The sequence below is a fragment of the Psychromonas arctica genome (genome assembly GCF_036697365.1).
Classification (GTDB): Bacteria; Pseudomonadota; Gammaproteobacteria; order Enterobacterales; family Psychromonadaceae; genus Psychromonas; species Psychromonas arctica_A.
This window is the reverse complement of sequence record NZ_JBAHZA010000003.1, coordinates 100,538-120,821: the sequence shown is the minus strand read 5'-3', so window position 1 is coordinate 120,821 and position 20,284 is coordinate 100,538. Positions and strand designations below refer to the sequence as shown.

Here is a 20,284-nt window from a genome sequence, read left to right as displayed (position 1 = left end):
GTTTATTCTCCTTGCTCAGTGGCATTGGCTGTCACTGCTTTAAGTGTGGTGCCATGGGCAAGTGCCACTGCATTAAGGACCGCTGCGGCTTTACTACGTGTTTCATCGGCTTCTAATTGTGGAACAGAGTCATAAACAACACCTGCACCCGCTTGCGCATGGGCAATACCTTCTTTTACAAAAGCAGAGCGAATAACAATACAACTATCCATATCACCGTTACCATTAATATAACCGACGGCACCTCCATAACTGCCACGACGCTTTTTCTCTACTTTACGTACTAAGTTTGAAGCGCTGATCTTTGGTGCTCCGACCAATGTCCCCATATTCATGCAAGCTTGGTAAGCATGCAAGGCATCTAAATCTTCACGCAATTTACCAACAACGCGTGAGACTAAGTGCATAACATGACTGTAGCGGTCAACTTGTAACAAATCTGCTACGTGACGAGTACCAGGCTGGCTGATACGAGCGACATCATTACGCGCTAAGTCAACTAGCATAAGATGTTCTGAAGTTTCTTTTTTATCTAGGCGTAGTTCTAGTTCTAAACGACCGTCTAAATCTTTATTAATACTTCCATCAGGGTTAAAGCCACGACGACGCGTACCTGCAATAGGGTAAATTTCTACATCACCCGTGCTCTTCGTAAATTTAATCGCACTTTCTGGTGACGCACCAAATAGAACAAAATCACTGTCTTTTAAATAGAACATGTACGGGCTAGGATTCGTTTCTTTTAATTTTTGGTAAGCAGAAATAGGATCTGGGCAAGGCAATGAAAAGCTTCGAGAAGGAACAACTTGGAAGATATCACCTTTTACAATGTTAGTTTTTAACTCATCTACGATGGCGCAGTATTCTTGATCACTAATATCAACTTCTACATGGGCATTAATGCTTACCTGTTGATTAACAGGAGCAATGAAATCAGTACAGAAACCTTGTAATTGATTGATACGTTTTGCAATACGAGCTTCGCTTTCATCAGAATATAAGCCTCCAAACACGCTGCCCAGTATTTCACCTTGTTGGGTTTGGTGATCATGTAGCATTAATGTTTCTGCAACATAAAATAGGTAATCAGGCGTTGTATTTTCTCCATCAGGCACATCTAATAGCTGTTCGAATGTTGCAATGAAGTCATAAGCAAATACACCACCAAGAAATAAGGCTTCTGAGTGTGTTGATGCTTTTTTAATGCGTTCTACGATACAGCGAATGGCATCCATTGGCGATGCAGACTTCAGGCGTTGGTCTTCATCTCCACTGGTATCTGACTGTGGGAAAGTAAGTTGTAACTGACTTGGCTGCTGTGCGGTAATTAATTGCGTTGAAAATTTAGGTGTAATGAAAGTAAGTAGGTCTTTACCATTATCGGTTAACGCGTCTAGCGTAACGGTTAGACCATGACAGGTAATTTTTAAACAAGCATCGACCAAAATTAAGCTTTTTAAGTGTGCTTTACTTTCTATTTCTGCTGAATCAAAAAGAAGGTGATGATGACTGTCAGCACTGATTTTTTGAAATAGCCCCAATGAGTCTTGGATATAGTGACAGGGTGCTTCGATCGTTTTTAATGTGCCGATTGGGTGGTGCGTGTTCATAATTAAGTCCTTAAAAATTAGTGATTGCAAATAGAGTGGTTATCTAAGTTTTATTTGCCATCGCCAAGTAAGGGCTGTGTTTAAAATGATCATGGTTTACCTGTTTTACTTTTGTGTGTTCCAAATATGAAAAAAGCCCGCAATATGCGAGCTTTAAAATAGGTTTTTCTGGGAAATTAAATATACAAAAACCTCATTGCTCGCTTATGAGAATGAGTGCCACCAAGAATCTTTAAGAGTAATTGTATTAAAAATCATATATTATGCGTCCCGTATTAATTAGGAGTTATTTTTTTGCATTCTGCTCCTAATGTCAAGGTTATTTTTAGGATATTCATGTTAATTGATCTTCACTCGCACACGAAAGCTTCAGATGGACAACTTACCCCTAGTGAATTAGTGCAACGTGCTGAAAATAGACAAGTTCACTTTTTAGCCATCACTGACCATGACACAATTGATGGTTTAGCTGAGGCGTCACAATATATTCAAGATCACCAATTAAAATTACAGTTAATTAACGGTATTGAAATAACCAGCAATTGGTTGAATCATGAGATTCATGTTGTTGGTCTTAATATTGATCCTACTCATCCTGCTTTAACTGAATTGATTGAAATACAAAAGCAGAAACGAGAGCAACGCGCCATTGAAATGGGGCGACGTTTAGCAAAGGCAAATATTGAAAATGTTTATGAAGGTGCTAAAGCATTAGCTGGTGACGGTGCGATCACGCGTGCTCATTTTGCACGATACCTTGTAGATATTGGTGTTGCGCCAACTTTCCCTAAAGTATTCGATAAATATTTAAGTCGCGGCAATACTGGTTATGTGCCTCACGATTGGGTCGATTTAGCCGATGCTATCGCAGCGATTCAAGCTGCCGGAGGACAAGCTGTACTGGCTCATCCAGATGCTTATCAGTTATCTAACAAATGGTTACGAAAGTTATTTGTTACTTTTAAAAGCGCTGGTGGTGATGCGATGGAAGTTGCTATCGGACAACAGTCACCACAAATGCGATTGCAATTGGGCATGTGGAGTCAAGAATATGAACTATTAGCGTCTCAAGGCAGTGACTTCCATTTTGTTGGGCGTTGGAGAGATTTAGGAAAAAGTCTATTTTTACCTGATATTTGTCAGCCAATTTGGCATAATTGGGATCTCTGTCATAAAACTGAGATTAGCGCTTAATCACAATGTTCCGTCAATAGGTGAGTCGTTCTACTCAGTGATTTTAATAAAAGGCTACAGGACAATATGAGTCAATTTTTTTATGTGCATCCAGAAAACCCACAAAAAAGGTTAATGAAACAAGCGGCTGAAATAATAAACAAGGGTGGTGTTATTATTTTCCCTACGGATTCTGGCTATGCATTAGGTTGTGCACTTGATGATAAACGCGCATTAGAGCGTATGTGCCAAATTAGGAAGATAGATAAAAAGCATAACTTCACTTTAGTGTGTAAAGATTTAGCAGAAATTGCTGTATACGCGCGAGTTGATAATAGCGCGTACCGTATGTTGAAAAATAATACACCAGGCGCATATACCTTTATCTTTAAGTCGACAAAAGATTTACCAAAACGTTTGATGAACCCAAGCAAACGGACTATTGGGATACGCATCCCAGACAACGTGATAGCATTATCATTGTTAGAAGAGTTAGAAACACCGTTAATGACCACTAGTTTAATACTGCCTGGCAATACAAGTACTGAGTTTGATCCTGAAGAAATCAGAGATCAGTTAGAGCATCAAGTAGATCTGATAATTAATGGTGGATATTTAGGTGAATCACCAACGACTGTGATTGATTTATCTGAAGACGATGTCGTAATAATAAGAGAAGGAACGGGCGATTTGAGCCCATTCCAATAAATTTAATTGAAACAATACAGAAACAATGTTGTCTTTATCTGTTCAGTTTTATTCAACAGATAAAAACAGTTGGCATAATGTGAATTACCCAAAGGAAGTAATATGAGCGAAAAATTACAAAAAGTATTAGCGCGAGCGGGATTAGGCTCTCGTCGTAAAATGGAAACCGTGATCTCGGAAGGTCGAGTTAGTTTAGACGGTAAGATTGTAGAGTTAGGTGAGCGCGTTACACAAGAACAAGTGATCCGTGTTGATGGGCATGTTGTTAAGTATCAAGCTGCAGAAAATGTGGTTTGTCGTATTTTAACTTATAACAAACCTGAAGGTGAAGTGTGTACTCGCAGTGATGAAGAGGGGCGCAAAACGGTTTTTGATCGTTTACCGCAACTTAAAGGTGCACGTTGGATCTCTATCGGTCGTTTAGATATTAATACATCAGGTTTATTGTTATTCACCACTGATGGTGAATTTGCAAATAAAATGATGCATCCAAGCCAGCAAGTTGAGCGTGAATACGCTGTACGTGTATTTGGCGATGTAACTGAAGCTATTCTGAATCGTTTACGTACTGGTGTACAACTTGAAGATGGTGAAGCCAAATTCTTAGATATTAAAGAACACGGTGGTGAAGGTATTAACCGTTGGTTCCACGTAGTACTAACAGAAGGTCGAACCCGTGAAGTACGTCGTTTATGGGAAAGCCAAGGCCTACAAGTTAGCCGTCTAATGCGTGTGCGTTACGGAAATATTATGCTTAATAACCAATTACCACAGGGCGGTTGGCAAGAGCTAACTCTTAAAGAAGTTAACTATTTACGTAAAATGGTTGATATGCCGCGTGAAACGGAAACAAAAGTACGTATTGAGACCAATAAAGTCTCTAACCCTCAAGCACGAATTCGTCGAGCGGTTAAAAAACATAATCAACATCGTAAAGCGGGTGAAAGACGTCGTGTAACACGTACAAGAAGTTAAAAAACAATAGATTATGATTAGGTGTTTTATCTTTAAAACAATGATAAAGTAGATCTATGTCAAATAAATGTATTAATAAGGTGAGGGATTATGATTAAAAAATGTTTATTTCCAGCTGCTGGATATGGAACGCGTTTTCTACCTGCGACTAAGTCTATGCCAAAAGAGATGATGCCACTAGTTAACAAACCGTTAATTGAGTTTGGTGTTGATGAAGCGCTTGAAGCCGGTATGACGGGTATGGGAATTGTAGTTGGTCGTGGTAAGCATTCAATTGCCGATCATTTTGATCATAATTATGAATTAGAGAATGAAATTAGCGGTACAGCTAAAGAAGAAAAGCTAAAAGATATCCGTAAAATTATGGATAGCGCTAGATTTTCTTTTATTCGTCAACGTAAAATGCGCGGTTTAGGTCATGCTATTTTAATTGGTAAAGAACTTATTGGTGATCAAGCTTTTGCTGTTGTACTAGCTGATGACTTATGTATTAATCCTGATGGTGATGGCGTACTAAAGCAGATGGTTGCATTATACGAACAATTCCGCTGCTCTATTGTTGCTGTGCAAGAAGTACCTAAAGAAGAGATTCATAAATACGGTGTAATTAAGGGGTCAGTGATCCGCGATGATATTTATCGTGTTGACGATATGGTTGAGAAACCAGCTCCAGGCACAGAACCAAGTAATCTTGCAGTTATTGGTCGTTATATTTTAACACCTGATATTTTTGATATTATTGAGCAAACAGAACCTGGTAAAGGTGGAGAAATTCAAATTACCGATGCGTTATTAGAGCAAGCTAAACGTGGTTGTGTGCTCGCTTATAAATTTAAAGGTAAACGTTTTGACTGTGGTAGCGTACCTGGTTACATCGAAGCGACTAACTATGTTTATGACAACCTATACGAAGACTAGTCTTTAGTGAGTGTTATAAACTGATATTTGCAAATGCCGTTCATTATGAACGGCATTTTTTTATCAATTAGTTAACTAATGATTTTGCTTAACGCTTTGTTAGATGATTAAGGTTAAAAATTTTAATCTTTGATTTAACCTACCTTATTTTTTCTGTGTAACATTTAGATTACTTATCGAATCTAATGTGTTTTAGATACATTTTCGAATAAAACCTTGATGTTGTTGTAAACTATCTTGAGCTTGTTGCGCATTTACGCCGGTTAATATCATTACTATCGCCGTTTTACAGTGATTTCCTGATTCTGTTAATGCTAATTCAGCTGTTTCTCTGCTGCACTCGGTAGCTTCCATAATTATTTTCTTTTGTCGCTCTATCAACTTGGCATTGGTTGCTTGGACATCCACCATTAAGTTACCGAATACTTTACCACTTTTGATCATCGCGCCAGTACTTAACATATTCAATACCATTTTTTGCGCAGTGCCTGCTTTTAATCTGGATGATCCAGTTACGACTTCCGCACCGACTATGACTTCTAGTGCGACATCAGCCACTTCTGACATTTTACTATTTTGATTACAGGTTAAACTTACTACTTTACAGCCTTGTTGTTGCGCATATTGCATTGCACCAATCACATAAGGTGTACGGCCGCTAGCTGCTATTCCAACCAGTATATCTTTGCAAGTTAACCTAATATCTACTAGGTCTTGTTGTCCTGCTTGTTGATTATCTTCTGCATTTTCAACCGCTTTTAAAATAGCAGGTTGTCCGCCTGCTATTAAGCCAATAACCTGTTCAGCAGGACTACCAAAAGTTGGCGGGCATTCACTTGCATCTAAAATACCTAAGCGCCCAGATGTACCTGCACCGCAATAGATTAAACGTCCACCTTGACTAAAAGCAGAGTGTATTAGGTCAACCGCTTCAGCAATATCAGGTAAAATTGACTCAACGGCCAAAGCTACCTTTTTATCTTCATTGTTGATAATGGTTAACATTGTTTCCGTAGAGACTATATCAATATCAATACTCGCTTGATTACGACTTTCGGTGACATATTGCTGTAATTGTAAGGGCATATTAGTGACTTATTTGTAATTGTTTTTAACACTGAGGATGTAACTTGATATAGTAACAGCTCATTTAATTTAGTTGAATTGATATCATGAAAGAGCCTTCTAAAACACAAAAAACACAAGCAGACTTATCTCCTTCGGCGACTGAAGACCATGTCACATTAACTTCCCAAGAAAAAATGATGAAACTCCTCAAAAATAGTCTACAACTATGTTTAGGTTTATTCATTATATTTTCATTTTTAGCCGTTGCTAAGTTGATTATTCATTACTTTGATAGCACGTTTCCTGCTTCTATTTTAGGGATGTTAATGCTTTTTGTTGCATTAAATTTAGGTGTTATAAAATTAAGTTGGATTGAATTTACTGGTAACTTAGTGCTCAAGTATTTAGCGCTGTTATTTATTCCGGTAGGGGTAGGCTTAGTTAATTATTTTGAGTTAATTGCAGCACATTGGTTAGTCATAATATTTTCATTGTTTTTTACTACTTTAGTCACTCTATTTGTAGTGGGGCATTGTTATCAGTGGTTAACTAGGGAGAAAAGTTAATGTTTGTTTATATTGCTACGCCATTAACATTGCTGTTATTTTTCTTGGCTAAAAAGCTATATAGTATTTCTCCACATCCGTTATTAAATCCAGTGCTGATAAGTATTTTTAGTTTAATTTCAGTACTTTTGGTATTTGCTGTTCCTTATCAAGATTACCAACAAGGGACCAAGGTTATTACCGCTTTATTAGAGCCCGCCATTGTGGCTTTAGCTGTTCCCCTTTATTTACAGTTAAAAGTAATAAAAGCACGTTTGAAATATATTTTACTAAGTTGCTTAGTCTCTGTGTTAGTGGCATTTTTCTGTGCTTTTTACGTTATGCCTTTATTCGGTGCGGACCTTATTACTGCAGCTTCTTTTGCAGGGCAGTCAGTTACCACACCAATAGCGATGGAAATCAGTAAAAACTTGCAAGGGATTGTCTCTTTAACTGCTGCAATGGTGATATTTGCAGGTATTATTGGTGCGAGTATTGGCTTACCATTTTTAAAACTATGTAAAGTTAAAAACGCTCAAGCTATAGGAGTCGCGATTGGTTGTGCTTCTCATGCATTAGGAACGGCAAAAGTATTAGAAGAAAACGAAGAGTCTGGCGCCTTTTCTTCGATCGCATTAATTATTTGTGCAATTTTATCCGCCCTAATAATGCCTATGTTATATCAGTGGTTGATACAATAATACCCGTTACAATTCATCGCTATAAACATTAATTTGAAATTAAGTAGGCGAAAAATAGATGAAAAAAAACCGAAGCAGGCTTCGGTTTTTTATTATTTAGAGAGTGCAGAAATTAATCAGCAGCATAACCAAATTCAGTAAGTTGTTTTCCATCTAAAAATGCACATTGTCCCTGCATAGTTAAACGTTCACTAATAAACCATGAAGCAGCTAATGCATAAATTTGATGTTCTTGCGTTAACACTCGTTCAGCTAGATCCTGCGCACTATCTTCAGTGAAAATAGGCACTTTAGCTTGTAGCACTGTAGGACCACTGTCTAGTTCTGGTGTCACAAAGTGTACAGTTGCTCCATGTTCTTTATCACCTGCATCAATAGCACGCTGATGTGTATTAACACCTGGGTACTTTGGTAGTAAAGAAGGGTGGATATTAAGCATTTTACCTTGGTATTGATTAACAAAATCAGGCGTTAAAATACGCATAAACCCAGCTAACAAAATAAGATCAGGTTGTAATTTATCAAGCTCAGCAGCTAATAAAGCATCATACTCTTCACGCGAAGCAACACCTTTACTCTCTACTAAGATAGCAGGAATATTGGCATCAGTTGCACGTTGTAAACCGTAGGCATCTGCTTTATTGCTGATCACAGCAACCACTTCAACTTGTTGTTCATTTACCTGTTGTTGGTGTAACTTATCCATTAATGCTTGTAAGTTACTACCACTTCCAGAAATAAGTACAACGACTTTTTTAATGCTCATCTGATTATTTAATCTCTACTTGAGATTCACCTTCAGCAGCATCTTCGATGTGACCTAATACCCAAGCGTTTTCACCTTGTGCATTTAAAATCTCAACTGCTTTTTCTTTTTCTGCTGCAGGCACAACAATCATTAAGCCAACACCACAGTTAAAGGTACGGTACATCTCTTCTGTTTCAACATTACCATTTTCTTGTAACCAATCGAAGATAGCAGGCCATTCCCAACTTTTTCCATCAACAACTGCTTTGCTACCTGCTGGTAATACACGAGGAATATTTTCCCAGAAGCCACCACCAGTAATATGAGAAATAGCATGTACTGGGCAATTTTTAATTAATTCTAATGTAGATTTAACATAGATTTTTGTAGGTGTTAATAATGTTTCACCTAATGTTGAATCACCAAATGGTGCATTAGTATCAGCGTTAGATACTTCTAAAATCTTACGTACTAACGAGTAACCGTTTGAGTGCGGCCCGCTTGAAGCAACAGCGATTAATGCATCACCAGCAGCAACTTTAGTACCATCGATAACTTCAGATTTTTCAACTACACCAACACAGAAACCAGCGATATCGTAATCGTCACCTTCATACATACCAGGCATTTCAGCAGTTTCACCACCGATTAATGAACAGTTTGATAATAAACAACCTTCACCGATGCCCGTTACCACGTCAGCAGCAACATCAACGTCTAACTTGCCAGTCGCATAGTAATCTAAGAAAAATAATGGCTCTGCACCTTGCACGATTAGGTCGTTAACACACATAGCAACCAAATCGATACCAACGGTATCGTGTTTTTTAAGGTCGATAGCTAGACGTAACTTAGTACCAACACCATCAGTACCAGCAACTAATAGCGGCTCTTTGTAACCCGTTGGTAGTTGACATAATGCGCCAAAACCACCTAGTCCGCCCATTACTTCTGGGCGTTTAGTGCTTTTTGCTACACCTTTAATACGTTCAACTAATGCTGTTCCCGCGTCAATATCAACACCAGCGTCTTTGTAGCTTAAAGAGGTTTTTTGGTTGCTCACTTGGTTTCCCCACAGATAGAAGTTAAAAGCGAATATCGCTTTAAAAGTTTAGAAGGTAAAAAATTGCGCGTATTTTAACATCTATACGACGAGGGTCGAATTATTTCTGAAAAGAATTGTCTCTTTTGTCTAAACTTTTTTGATTTACGCGCGTAACTCATTAAAAAGCAGGTTAAATAGTCAAACGTTTATATATTTAATGCATGATACTTGCATTAGTAGAAGATCTGCTTATGATCTCTTAATATTGACAAAGTTGAATGGTTGTATAAGTAGATGAAAAATAATGTGTTGATTGCTTTTATGTTGGTGGTAAGTGTGTTGTTTTCTGCACACAGTATTGCTTTACCTCAAATCAGTGCTTATCAAGGCTTAGTACCTGAACAAGAAAACAGTGAAGCACAATTGCGTGAACAAGCTTTACAACAAGTACTAGTTAAAGTGTCTGGTAATACAGGTGTGGTTAACTTAGATGAAACACAGCTATTAGCGAAAGATATCCCATCAATCTTGACTAAGTTTGGTTATGAGGAGATTGAAGGCGAACGCTATTACTCCGCTTCATTCGATAAACAGAAAATCAATCAAGCATTGATTGAAATGCAACAACCTATCTGGGGAGAAACACGTCCTAATCCTCTGATTTGGTTAGTTAATGAAAACAGACAGTTAATTTCAGATAATATGATAACCAGTAATCAAGATAATTCGCTTTCTATTGGGTTAGATAGTGCACAACTTGCTCGGGGTATTTCTGCTAACTTTCCATTAGTTGATTTAGATGATTCATTAGCTGTTTCAGTTTCGGATGTAAGTGGGCGCTTTTACCAAACTGTTGCACAAGCTTCAATTCGCTATGATGCAGAGTATTTTGTGTTAGCTAATTTAACCCCCGCTGGCGGAGAATGGCAGTTAAAGTGGGAACTTGTAAAATACAACGCACAAAATAAACAAAGCCAAGTAGTTGTGAAACAAGTTAATCAAGGTGAAAAGTCTAACGTTATAGCTAATATGATGGGAGATATTGCTGATTATTATGCTAAGCAATTTGCCATTTTAGAAAATGATGGTGAGCGAACTACACAGGTTGTTAATATTAGTAATTTAAGCTCATTAAGCGGCTTGCTAGCACTAGATAATATATTGAATAATTTAAATGCAGTAGACAGCTTTGAAATATTGAGTTTAAGTGGTACAAAAGTGCAAGTATTAGTAACTTTAAAAGGCAGCGCAACGAGCCTAAAAAATGCACTCAATGCACAGCCCAAATTACAACAAGATTTAATTAGCGACGCACCTTTTTATTATAACTGGCGACAGTAGAGTATTTAATGCCTCAAGATGAATTAAGATTTCAATACCCTTTATTGGCGTTAAAGTTTCCTGATGATGAGACCTTTGCGAGTTTTTATCCTGGCCAAAATGCTGAGTTATTAACTTTACTCAAAAATAATGTGGTGGGGATCGGCGAACCTATTTTGTACATGTGGGGTGAATCTGGTAGTGGTCGCTCACACCTTTTACATGCCTTATGTTCAGAAGTTGATGAAATAGGGGAAAGCGTTGCTTATATTCCTTTACATCATCACCGTAGCATGACCCTAGATATTTTCGAGAATATGGAAAATATTACCTTGGTATGTATTGATAACGTAGATGCCATTGCAGGTAACAAACAATGGGAAAAAGCACTGTTCGACTTTTATAACCGTTGGCTGGATAATAAAGACAACCGGGTACCAGGTGCAAACCTTGTTATTTCTGCGAGTGATTTACCGAAAAAAATTGGTATTGAGCTAGTAGATTTAGTGTCTCGTTTAGAGTGGGGAGCTTGCCATCATTTGCAGTCGCTTAATGATGAAGAAAAGTTAGGTGCATTGCAATTACGCGCACAGCTAAAAGGAATGCGCTTACCAATCGATGTAGGGCGTTTTTTATTAAATCGTTTGTCTCGTGAAATGTGCATGTTGCTCAATACACTAGACCAATTAGATAATGCGTCACTCGAAGCTAAGCGTAAATTAACCATCCCTTTTGTTAAAGAAGTATTACGATTATAGAGTGTTTACTGGTATTAGTTTTGCTATTTATTGAGTGACAAAATGCCAATGAGATGAACATATATCATTGGCATTTTAGTGTTGGCTAGTGCTTATAATATACTTAAAACTGATTCAGGAGGACGACCAATGGCTGCTTTACCATTAGCGACTACGATTGGTCGCTCAATTAATTTAGGGTTAGCCTGCATTGCTGTAATTAATGCTACCTCATTTTGCTCTTCAGCTAGATTTAGCTCTTTATACAAAGGCTCTTTAGTTCGCATTAATTGACGAGCTGAATCAAAGCCTAACAGTTTAATTAATTGCGTAATTGTTTCCTCTGAAGGAGGCGTTACTAAATATTTAATAACCTCCACTTGATGTTGTTCATTATCTACTAAAGCTAACGTTTCACGGCTTTTAGAGCAGCGAGGGTTGTGGTAAAAAGTAATATCTGTCATATCATCCTCTGTTTTATCTTTAGTTATTCTGCTGGCCAAATAGCGATATAGTCTTCTAAATTATCTGGATCAACTTGCGTTTCTGAGATTATTTTACCACGCACTGAGTGGCCGCCTTTATGCATTGCAGATTGGCTACCCGTTAATAACGGGTGCCATTCAGGTAATGGCTTTTCTTCCACTAATAATTTATACGCACAACTTGCGGGTAACCAATGAAACTGTTCAATATCATCTAAAGAGACTTTCACACATTCAGGTACTATTTTTAAACGCTTTTCATATTTTTTGCATCGGCATGTTTTGGTATGCAAAAGATGACAGGCTACATTGGTAAAATGTAACTCCTCAGTATCGTCATCAATTATCTTGTTAAGACAACATTTACCACAACCATCACAAAGTGACTCCCATTCTGGTTGTGACATTTGCGAGAGTGTTTTGGTTTCCCAAAATTTGTCCATTTACTTTTCCTTACTTAACCACAATTAGCGGTGACATAATACGTTCTGAAAGATAGGTTACCGCTGTTGCAAAGTAATAAGAACGATTCCAATGCATCAGGACTTTATAATTATTGTAAACCAGATAAACACGGCCATTTTTATCATCAGGAATAACCAATGAAGCTTGTAAATCAACATCTGGCAGATCCTGACCTTCATAACGACGAACACCTAATGCTTGCCATTCTGCTAATGATTTTTGTTGTTTTATGCCTGCTAAATCAGTATCGAAGTCTTCAGGGATACTAACTTGGCGTCCCCATATATGACGATTATCCCAACCTTCTGTTTTAAGGTAATTAGCAGCAGAGGCGAATACGTCACCAGGAGTGTTCCAGATATCTTTTTTGCCATCACCATCGTAATCTACTGCGTAATTTAGATAAGAAGTTGGCATGAATTGAACTTGCCCCATTGCGCCAGCCCATGAACCAATAAATTTATCCTGGGTGATATGCCCTTGCTCTAAAATAGTTAAAGCAGCAAATAATTGCTTTTTGAATAGTGCTTCACGGCGTCCTTCATAAGCCATAGTTGCTAGAGATGAGATTACGTAATGACGGCCAGTTAAACGTCCAAAATTAGTTTCAATCCCCCAAAGCGCAACAATAAAACTAGGTTGAACACCATATTCATCACCTATTTTATGTAGAAGCTTGTAATGTTTTTTATAAGCTTCTCGTGCTTGTTTAACTTTCCATTCAGGTACTGCTCGAGGAATGTAAGTATCCAAAGTCATTTTGAATTCAGGTTGTTGCTTATCTGAGGAAACGCTACGCGCTAGGAATTTTGCATTTTGAAAAGCACTATCGACAGTATTTTTATCGATACCTAGCTCAGTAGCTTCTTGTTTTAAATTCTCGATATATTGTGTAAATGAAATGTCACGCTCTGCTGCTGCAAAACTAGTGATAGAAAAACAGCACAAAGTGATTGCAGATAAACTTTTAAGTGAGCGATTGATATTGCTAAGTAATACATTCTTTACATTCATGAATCTGATTCCAGTTGCTGTTGTTTACGTTGTTTATGGTCTTTTAAATAATCTACAGGTGGTGGCGGAAGCTGTAAATAAAAACCAGACTGAGATACTTCACTGATCACTTTAGATGCTTTTGACATCGCCATTTTAGTTGAATCTGTGATATTTAGTACTGAGACTAATTGTGGCGGACCAAATTGTTCTAGCAAAGGAGTCGGGACGCGTGAAAAGTCGTCTCGTTTTGCAATAAAAAGATAGGTTTGCGGTTTACGGATACTTTTATATACAGCACATAACATAATACTTATCGAGCCCTTTACTTGCCTAATGTTGGCGCAAACTATAACATGCATAAGCATTTATTTTTTATAGAAATTGACTGAATTTTATGTCAAAACAGAAAGATTTAATTAGAAAGGACAATTATGACGTTAAAATCGTTGAATTTTACCTTATTGGTCGTCAATCTTGAAAGTGAATCACTTTCAGCATTAGCTGAAGAGTTGAATAAAAGACGACTGATGGCACCTGAGTTTTTTGCTAATACTCCCATGGTGGTAAATATAGAAGAATCTTCATTAAATATCGATTTTTCTCAATTAAAGCGTACAGTTGCAGACCATGGCTTCATTTTAGTCGGTATTACTGGAAGCGTATCAGAAGCACAAAAACAGTTAGCAATTGAACACTCGATTGCATTATTACATGGTTCAAAAAGGCAGGTAGTGAAAGCGACTTCTCCAGAAAAAGTCGCCGAACAATCAACTGAATCAGAACAACAAAATACACAAAGCACTGAAGCTACTTTAGATGACTCTGAATATGTGGTCAGCGAAGTGAAAACAAAAGTGCATGTTGGTCGAGTTCGCTCTGGTCAACAAATCTATGCAAAAGAATGTGATTTGGTCATTAACGGCGATGTGGGCGCTGGCGCAGAAGTAATTGCTGATGGCAACATTCATGTATACGGCACATTAAGAGGTAAAGCATTAGCAGGTGCCATGGGCAACACTAGTGCAGCTATTTTTTGTACTGTATTAGAGCCTGAATTGGTATCAATTGCAGGTGTTTATAAATTAAGTGAAACATTACCAGAGGATATGTGGTCTACCTCTTGTTCTGTTTCTTTAGAGGACCAAAATTTGGTCTTTTCAAGTTTAAATAAAATTTAAAATTCAAAGGAAAGTTATATGGCAAAGGTAATTGTTGTCACATCAGGTAAAGGCGGTGTTGGTAAAACAACTAGTAGTGCTGCTATTGGTACGGGATTAGCAAAAACAGGCGCTAAAACAGTTATTATCGACTTCGATATTGGTTTGCGAAACCTAGATCTCATTATGGGTTGTGAGCGACGCGTTGTTTACGATTTAATTAATGTTATTAATGGTGAAGCAAACCTACAACAGGCATTAGTTAAAGATAAGCGTGTTGAAACTTTATACATTTTACCTGCTTCACAAACACGTAACAAAGATGCGCTAAGCAAAGAAGGTGTAGCGGAAGTTATTGAAGCATTAAAAGCTGATGGTTTTGATTACATTATTTGTGATTCACCAGCGGGTATTGAGCAAGGTGCAATGATGGCATTGTATTTCGCCGATGAAGCGGTGGTAACGACTAACCCAGAGGTTTCTTCTGTACGAGATTCTGACCGTATTACTGGTATGCTTTCTAGTAAATCTTATCGTTCAGAAAAACAAATGGCACCCGTGAAGGTTCATCTGTTAATTACGCGTTACTCTCCGGAACGAGTTGAGCGTGAAGAAATGTTAAGTATTGAAGATATTGATGATCTACTAGGTATCGATTTATTAGGTGTTATTCCTGAGTCTCAAGATGTATTAAGTGCATCAAATTTAGGCGAACCTGTGATCTTAAATCAAGACTGTGATGCAGGTAAAGCATATCAAGATGCAGTAGATAGACTATTAGGTGAAAAACGCGACTTGCGTTTTGTAACTGTTGAAAAGAAAGGCTTTTTAAGTCGTATATTTGGGGGATAAGATGGGATTATTACAATACTTTATTAAGGACAAACCAAAAAAAGGTACGGCTAAATTAGCTAAAGATCGTTTACAGATCATTGTTGCACACGAACACTCTAGTTTTGATGTGCCATCTTACATGCCTGAATTACAAAAAGAACTTGTTGCTGTTATTCGTAAATATATGGATATTTCAACAGGGGATGTTAAATGTGAATTCAGTGATAAAGAAGAAGATGAATTATCTGTTTTAGAAGTGAATGTTACTTTACCAAAACAAAAATAATAACAATTACTTGAAATGAGCGTTCTAAATTATGCGAAGGATAAGTAGTCCATTTAATTTTCTAATGGCTACTCCTTTTGCGAAGCTTATAACGAAAGAGTAAGTTGTTTTAACAACTACAATGAATTGCTCAATTAGCGTGATCGCTCTAAGCAATTCTTGAATAGATAAAACTCATTAAATAAAAATGCGACTGAAAAGTCGCATTTTTATTTAATGTAATACCAATCACACTAATTAACTGATCTATTTTACTTGTTAAAATAACTTATTTCTTCGTTGTAATTTTCGCAAATAGAACAACTATTTAACTTAAATTACGCCTTGAACTCAGTCATTTTTTCTGCGTAAAATCTAGGTCACTTATTTAATCTAATTGGTATAAAACCTTCCGCAGCTGTTTTATTGGCTCGATTGAACAATAATTTTATTGATTACGATATCATGCAAAGGCTTGTCCTGTGATGTTGTCTGCACCTTAGCAATACTATCAACTACATCCATACCTTTAACCACTTTACCAAACACTGCATAACCCCATTGGCTTCCTTTTGCATCTAAGAAACCATTATCTTTTTGATTAATAAAAAACTGACGAGAAGCTGAATGAGGTGAGTTAGTGCGTGCCATGGCGATAGTTCCTCGTTCGTTACTCAATCCATTTTTTGATTCATTGGTAATAGAGGTAAGTGTTTCAGCACGTTGTCCTGATGTTAAAAAACCGCCACCCTGGATCATAAATCCATCAATAACACGATGAAAAACAGTCCCCTTAAATTGATCTTTTTGTATGTAAGTTAAAAAGTTTTCTACCGTTTTCGGTGCTTCATTCGGATACAGTTCAAGTGTTATTTGACCTTTATTAGTATCAATTAATATTGTCGGGTTTGCGGCAAGTGCGATACTGCTTGTCACTAAAAGAAATAATGCTGCTATAAATTTCATGTTGGGTCCTTGTCTAAGAGTCGATAGTTAAAATGCTTGTAGTTGGCTATTTAATTCTTGATCTTCAATAATTTGTTTCAATATTAAAGACAGTTGTTTGTTCAGTTGATCTGTAATGCCAGCAATTTGATTATTAAAAGCTCCATCCCACTGTTTCGTGGAGCGGAATATTTTATGGAAATGTTTTCCTTGATGACTCAACGCAACATCTATTACCATTTGTGATGATGTATCGTAACTAAAAGTTGATTCCGTCACTTTAGCTAATGCCTTAACTAATTTAATTTCTATTTGGTAGTCACTATTTGAATCCGTTTTTAAACCATGATCTATCCATGCTTGAGTTAAACTTTTTTCAACTAGCAAACGTAATGATTGCTGTTCGTTGATTAATTTGGCAACACCATCGCCATCTGTTATTTCAATCACGTGTCGAGCTATACGTAAATCTTTACTATCTATTTTCCAAGGTTGGAGGTTAGTGAATGTTTGTCCATTCTTTTCAAGATTAAGTTGAGGCGTAATATTAGTATAGGTTGGAGTGGAAGAGCATCCCCATAAAGTGAATAAACTGATACTGACTAAAAGCCATTTATAACACATTTTAAACATTTTAGATCCTGATTGAGTGAATAAAGGTACATCATAGCAAACCTATTATATAAGGCAGTTAATTTATCTAATGCAATGCCTGTAATTGATCTTATTTTAAGCAAGGCTTATTTCTCATAGGGTATTTTTATCTATTAAAGAGGTTGTTTACCTATTATGAGCAAGTATTTAACGGCTTGCTGTGTCAAATGAGCGATAACTAGCTTAAAAACATTTTGCATGAAATTTGACCTAGTTAGACTATTTTTTTTATTGTGAGATCTTCGTCATATTACCTTAATCTTTCTGTAACACTGATTAACTCTAGGCTAGCGATGGTTATCCACTTTTTCTGTGGATAACTCTGTGGGAAGTTCAGTGAGAAGTGTCTGAAAGCCTTGCTATACCTCGGTTTAGGTTAAATAGAGTTATTTTTAACCGCAATAAATTAACCTTTTTTATCAATGACTTATAATCGTCAAGTGGTTTTTATTATGGAGGGTGAGTTAATTTAGAGCGCCTCTTTATTTGTTAATCTGTCAATAGCTATATGTGCATTATTTAAAAAAATATTTATTTATTTTTATTGACAAATTTTTACATGACAGAATTTATATTGTCTATTTAATCTACAGTCTATTTTCACAGAATATATGTTTTTAAGGTGTTATTTGTTGGCTAGTAAATAACATTCAATAAATAAAAGTAGCGATTTAAGCTTACTTTGTATCATTGTTGTTAATAAAAATAGAGGTTTGGTGTTAATAAATGCATATACTTTGCATTTTTATGGTTTTCTATTTTAATGAATATTAATTCATTAATTTTATTGGTAAAGGATCATCTAGTTGGGGAGCTGTGATGGTAAGATAAAAACATATTTGTACTACCAACGTTTCGAGTGAATAGTATTAACAGGTTGTAAAGAGGGTTTATGAGTAAGTCATTTGAATTAGTATGTCCATTTTCTCCAGCTGGAGATCAACCGCAAGCAATAGAGCAATTAGTTGAAGGAATTGAGTCTGGGCTAGCTTACCAGACTTTATTAGGGGTAACTGGTTCTGGTAAAACATTTACATTGGCGAATACTATTGCACAATTGAATAAACCAACGTTGATCTTAGCACCTAATAAAACCCTAGCGGCTCAATTATACGGAGAAATGAAAGCATTCTTTCCGCACAATGCTGTTGAATATTTTGTTTCATATTATGATTATTATCAGCCTGAGGCTTATGTTCCTAGCTCAGACTCTTTTATCGAGAAAGACGCAGCAGTGAACGCGCATATCGAGCAAATGCGTCTATCAGCGACTAAGGCCTTATTAGAGCGTAAAGATGTTGTCTTAGTGGCCTCTGTTTCTGCTATTTATGGATTGGGTGACCCGCAATCTTATTTACAAATGATGTTGCACATTAGTGTCGGTGAAATAATTTCAAGCCGTGATATTTTACAGCGACTAGTGGATATTCAATACACTCGAAATGAAACAGAATTAAGCCGTGGTACATTTAGGGTACGTGGTGAAGTTGTTGATATTTTCCCGGCTGATTCTGAAAAACAAGCAATACGTATTGAATTGTTTGATGATGAAGTAGAAAGTATTAGCGTTTTCGACCCATTAACAGGGCAACAGTTAGAAAAACTATCACGTACTACTATTTTTCCTAAAACTCACTATGTGACCCCAAGGGAGCAAATCTTAAATGCCATTGAAGGGATTAAAGAAGAGTTACAGGAACGTAAAAAAGAATTTTTAGCAGAAAACAAATTGATAGAAGAGCAGCGTATTTCACAACGTACTTTATATGACTTGGAAATGATGAATGAGTTAGGTTATTGTTCAGGTATCGAAAACTATTCACGTTATCTATCTAGCAGAGGGCAGGGCGAAGCACCGCCAACCTTATTTGATTATCTACCAAAAGATGGTTTATTAATCTTGGATGAAAGTCATGTGACTGTGCCACAAATTGGAGCCATGTATAAAGGTGACCGATCACGTAAAGAAAATTTGGTGAATTATGGATTCCGATTACCTTCTGCATTAGATAACCGTCCTCTTAAATTCGAAGAGTTTGAAAAACTTGCTCCACAAACTATTTACGTATCGGCAACACCTAGTGATTATGAAATAGATAAATCACAAGGTGATATCATTAGGCAAGTGATACGTCCCACTGGTCTATTGGATCCTATTATTGAAGTGCGCCCTGTGAGCTCTCAAGTTGATGATCTCCTCTCTGAAATTAACATTCGCATTCCTAAAAGTGAACGCGTATTAGTAACAACGTTAACCAAACGTATGGCAGAAGATTTAACAGAATATTTAAACGAACACGGTATTAAAGTACGTTATCTGCATTCTGATGTTGATACCGTGGAACGTGTTGAGATTATTCGTGATTTAAGACTAGGCGTGTTTGATGTGTTAATTGGTATTAACTTGTTACGAGAAGGACTGGATATTCCAGAGGTCTCTTTAGTGGCCATATTAGATGCTGATAAAGAAGGTTTTCTTCGTTCAGAGCGTTCATTGATTCAAACCATGGGTCGTGCAGCACGTAATCTTGAAGGTAAAGCAATTTTATATGCTGATAGAATTACAGACTCAATGAAAAAAGCGATTAAAACCACTGAAGATAGAAGGGAGCTGCAGGATAATTTTAATAAAGAAAATGGCATATCTCCTAAAGGTTTATCGAAGTCTATTACTGATGTCATGCAACTAGGGCAAAACCCACAACCTAAATCAACTATTACTCCACTGAATAAAGTAGCTGAAACTGATGCCCCATACTCTGCCGTTGAAGGAGTGCGTTCAGAGCAAGATATTTTGAAAGAAATTACTAAATTAGAAAAGCAAATGTTTGCCTTTGCTAAGGACCTAGAGTTCGAAAAAGCTGCTCAACTACGTGATCAAGTATCTAAATTACATGAGCAACTTATTGCTACAGGTTAAATTTAAAAATTATTA

At 36.9% G+C, this 20,284-nt stretch carries 22 protein-coding genes; 12 read left to right on the top strand and 10 right to left on the bottom strand.

The window, feature by feature from the left end; translation table 11 throughout:
- Positions 1 to 2: 2 nt before the first annotated feature.
- Complete coding sequence (locus V5290_RS04620) at positions 3 to 1,610, bottom strand: anthranilate synthase component 1 (protein ID WP_333382361.1); 1,608 nt, start codon at positions 1,608 to 1,610, stop codon at positions 3 to 5.
- A 336-nt stretch (positions 1,611 to 1,946) separates the two neighbouring features.
- Here V5290_RS04620 and rnm point away from each other — a divergent pair, with 336 nt between their 5' ends.
- The 4 genes from rnm to galU all read left to right on the top strand — a co-directional run bounded on the left by rnm (position 1,947) and on the right by galU (position 5,384).
- Positions 1,947 to 2,804, top strand: coding sequence for an RNase RNM (gene rnm, locus V5290_RS04615; protein WP_333382359.1), 858 nt, complete (start codon positions 1,947 to 1,949; stop codon positions 2,802 to 2,804).
- A 66-nt stretch (positions 2,805 to 2,870) separates the two neighbouring features.
- Positions 2,871 to 3,491, top strand: coding sequence for an L-threonylcarbamoyladenylate synthase (locus tag V5290_RS04610; protein WP_333382357.1), 621 nt, complete (start codon positions 2,871 to 2,873; stop codon positions 3,489 to 3,491).
- 102 nt (positions 3,492 to 3,593) lie between these two features.
- Complete coding sequence (gene rluB, locus V5290_RS04605; protein WP_333382355.1) at positions 3,594 to 4,466, top strand: 23S rRNA pseudouridine(2605) synthase RluB; 873 nt, start codon at positions 3,594 to 3,596, stop codon at positions 4,464 to 4,466.
- Between the two features lie 90 nt (positions 4,467 to 4,556).
- The gene (gene galU, locus V5290_RS04600) at positions 4,557 to 5,384 is read left to right on the top strand and encodes a UTP--glucose-1-phosphate uridylyltransferase GalU (protein ID WP_333382353.1); all 828 of its coding nucleotides are present in this window, start codon (positions 4,557 to 4,559) and stop codon (positions 5,382 to 5,384) included.
- A 192-nt stretch (positions 5,385 to 5,576) separates the two neighbouring features.
- Here the strand turns inward: galU and murQ are convergent, their stop codons facing one another.
- Positions 5,577 to 6,470 (bottom strand): N-acetylmuramic acid 6-phosphate etherase, encoded by an 894-nt coding sequence (gene murQ / locus V5290_RS04595; RefSeq protein WP_333382351.1) that lies wholly within the window; start codon positions 6,468 to 6,470, stop codon positions 5,577 to 5,579.
- Between the two features lie 86 nt (positions 6,471 to 6,556).
- Between murQ and V5290_RS04590 the strand changes: the two genes are divergently transcribed.
- Both V5290_RS04590 and V5290_RS04585 read left to right on the top strand, forming a co-directional pair.
- The gene (locus tag V5290_RS04590; RefSeq protein ID WP_333382349.1) at positions 6,557 to 7,018 is read left to right on the top strand and encodes a CidA/LrgA family protein; all 462 of its coding nucleotides are present in this window, start codon (positions 6,557 to 6,559) and stop codon (positions 7,016 to 7,018) included.
- Positions 7,018 to 7,698: an LrgB family protein gene (locus V5290_RS04585; RefSeq protein ID WP_333382348.1), complete on the top strand. Its 681-nt coding sequence runs from the start codon at positions 7,018 to 7,020 to the stop codon at positions 7,696 to 7,698. The genes V5290_RS04590 and V5290_RS04585 overlap by 1 nt, the downstream gene beginning before the upstream one ends.
- Before the next feature lie 112 nt (positions 7,699 to 7,810).
- Here the strand turns inward: V5290_RS04585 and purN are convergent, their stop codons facing one another.
- Together purN and purM are read right to left on the bottom strand one after the other, a co-directional pair.
- Entirely contained in the window at positions 7,811 to 8,464 is a 654-nt protein-coding gene (gene purN, locus V5290_RS04580; RefSeq protein ID WP_333382346.1) for a phosphoribosylglycinamide formyltransferase, read from the bottom strand.
- Between the two features lie 4 nt (positions 8,465 to 8,468).
- Positions 8,469 to 9,509 carry a phosphoribosylformylglycinamidine cyclo-ligase gene (purM, locus tag V5290_RS04575; protein WP_333382343.1) on the bottom strand — a complete coding sequence of 347 codons (1,041 nt, stop codon included), beginning with the start codon at positions 9,507 to 9,509 and terminating at the stop codon, positions 8,469 to 8,471.
- A 276-nt stretch (positions 9,510 to 9,785) separates the two neighbouring features.
- On the opposite strand from purM, the gene V5290_RS04570 reads away from it, so the two are divergent.
- Together V5290_RS04570 and hda are read left to right on the top strand one after the other, a co-directional pair.
- Positions 9,786 to 10,832 (top strand): DUF2066 domain-containing protein, encoded by a 1,047-nt coding sequence (locus tag V5290_RS04570; protein WP_333382341.1) that lies wholly within the window; start codon positions 9,786 to 9,788, stop codon positions 10,830 to 10,832.
- A gap of 8 nt (positions 10,833 to 10,840) precedes the next feature.
- Positions 10,841 to 11,569 carry a DnaA inactivator Hda gene (gene hda, locus V5290_RS04565; RefSeq protein ID WP_333382339.1) on the top strand — a complete coding sequence of 243 codons (729 nt, stop codon included), beginning with the start codon at positions 10,841 to 10,843 and terminating at the stop codon, positions 11,567 to 11,569.
- A gap of 92 nt (positions 11,570 to 11,661) precedes the next feature.
- Here hda and arsC read toward each other — a convergent pair whose 3' ends face one another.
- From arsC to V5290_RS04545, 4 genes are read right to left on the bottom strand one after another with little or no spacing between them, the layout of a single operon-like run.
- Positions 11,662 to 12,012 carry an arsenate reductase (glutaredoxin) gene (gene arsC / locus V5290_RS04560; RefSeq protein WP_333382337.1) on the bottom strand — a complete coding sequence of 117 codons (351 nt, stop codon included), beginning with the start codon at positions 12,010 to 12,012 and terminating at the stop codon, positions 11,662 to 11,664.
- A gap of 23 nt (positions 12,013 to 12,035) precedes the next feature.
- Entirely contained in the window at positions 12,036 to 12,476 is a 441-nt protein-coding gene (locus V5290_RS04555; protein WP_333382335.1) for a YcgN family cysteine cluster protein, read from the bottom strand.
- A gap of 10 nt (positions 12,477 to 12,486) precedes the next feature.
- Positions 12,487 to 13,512, bottom strand: a complete 1,026-nt coding sequence (locus tag V5290_RS04550; RefSeq protein WP_333382333.1) for a lytic murein transglycosylase — start codon at positions 13,510 to 13,512, stop codon at positions 12,487 to 12,489.
- Complete coding sequence (locus V5290_RS04545) at positions 13,509 to 13,799, bottom strand: YcgL domain-containing protein (protein WP_333382331.1); 291 nt, start codon at positions 13,797 to 13,799, stop codon at positions 13,509 to 13,511. Before V5290_RS04545 ends, V5290_RS04550 begins: the two co-directional genes overlap by 4 nt.
- A 126-nt stretch (positions 13,800 to 13,925) precedes the next feature.
- On the opposite strand from V5290_RS04545, the gene minC reads away from it, so the two are divergent.
- The 3 genes from minC to minE are packed head-to-tail and all read left to right on the top strand — an operon-like array spanning position 13,926 to position 15,771.
- Positions 13,926 to 14,672: a septum site-determining protein MinC gene (gene minC / locus V5290_RS04540; protein WP_333382329.1), complete on the top strand. Its 747-nt coding sequence runs from the start codon at positions 13,926 to 13,928 to the stop codon at positions 14,670 to 14,672.
- An 18-nt stretch (positions 14,673 to 14,690) separates the two neighbouring features.
- Positions 14,691 to 15,503 carry a septum site-determining protein MinD gene (minD, locus tag V5290_RS04535; RefSeq protein WP_333382327.1) on the top strand — a complete coding sequence of 271 codons (813 nt, stop codon included), beginning with the start codon at positions 14,691 to 14,693 and terminating at the stop codon, positions 15,501 to 15,503.
- 1 nt (position 15,504) lies between these two features.
- The gene (gene minE / locus V5290_RS04530) at positions 15,505 to 15,771 is read left to right on the top strand and encodes a cell division topological specificity factor MinE (RefSeq protein WP_333382325.1); all 267 of its coding nucleotides are present in this window, start codon (positions 15,505 to 15,507) and stop codon (positions 15,769 to 15,771) included.
- Positions 15,772 to 16,173: 402 nt separating this feature from the next.
- Here minE and V5290_RS04525 read toward each other — a convergent pair whose 3' ends face one another.
- Together V5290_RS04525 and V5290_RS04520 are read right to left on the bottom strand one after the other, a co-directional pair.
- On the bottom strand, positions 16,174 to 16,716 hold the full coding sequence (locus tag V5290_RS04525; RefSeq protein ID WP_333382323.1) for a peptidylprolyl isomerase: 543 nt from the start codon (positions 16,714 to 16,716) through the stop codon (positions 16,174 to 16,176).
- A gap of 27 nt (positions 16,717 to 16,743) precedes the next feature.
- Complete coding sequence (locus V5290_RS04520; protein WP_333382321.1) at positions 16,744 to 17,328, bottom strand: YajG family lipoprotein; 585 nt, start codon at positions 17,326 to 17,328, stop codon at positions 16,744 to 16,746.
- Positions 17,329 to 18,241: 913 nt separating this feature from the next.
- On the opposite strand from V5290_RS04520, the gene uvrB reads away from it, so the two are divergent.
- Positions 18,242 to 20,269 carry an excinuclease ABC subunit UvrB gene (gene uvrB / locus V5290_RS04515; RefSeq protein WP_333382319.1) on the top strand — a complete coding sequence of 676 codons (2,028 nt, stop codon included), beginning with the start codon at positions 18,242 to 18,244 and terminating at the stop codon, positions 20,267 to 20,269.
- Positions 20,270 to 20,284 lie beyond the last annotated feature (15 nt).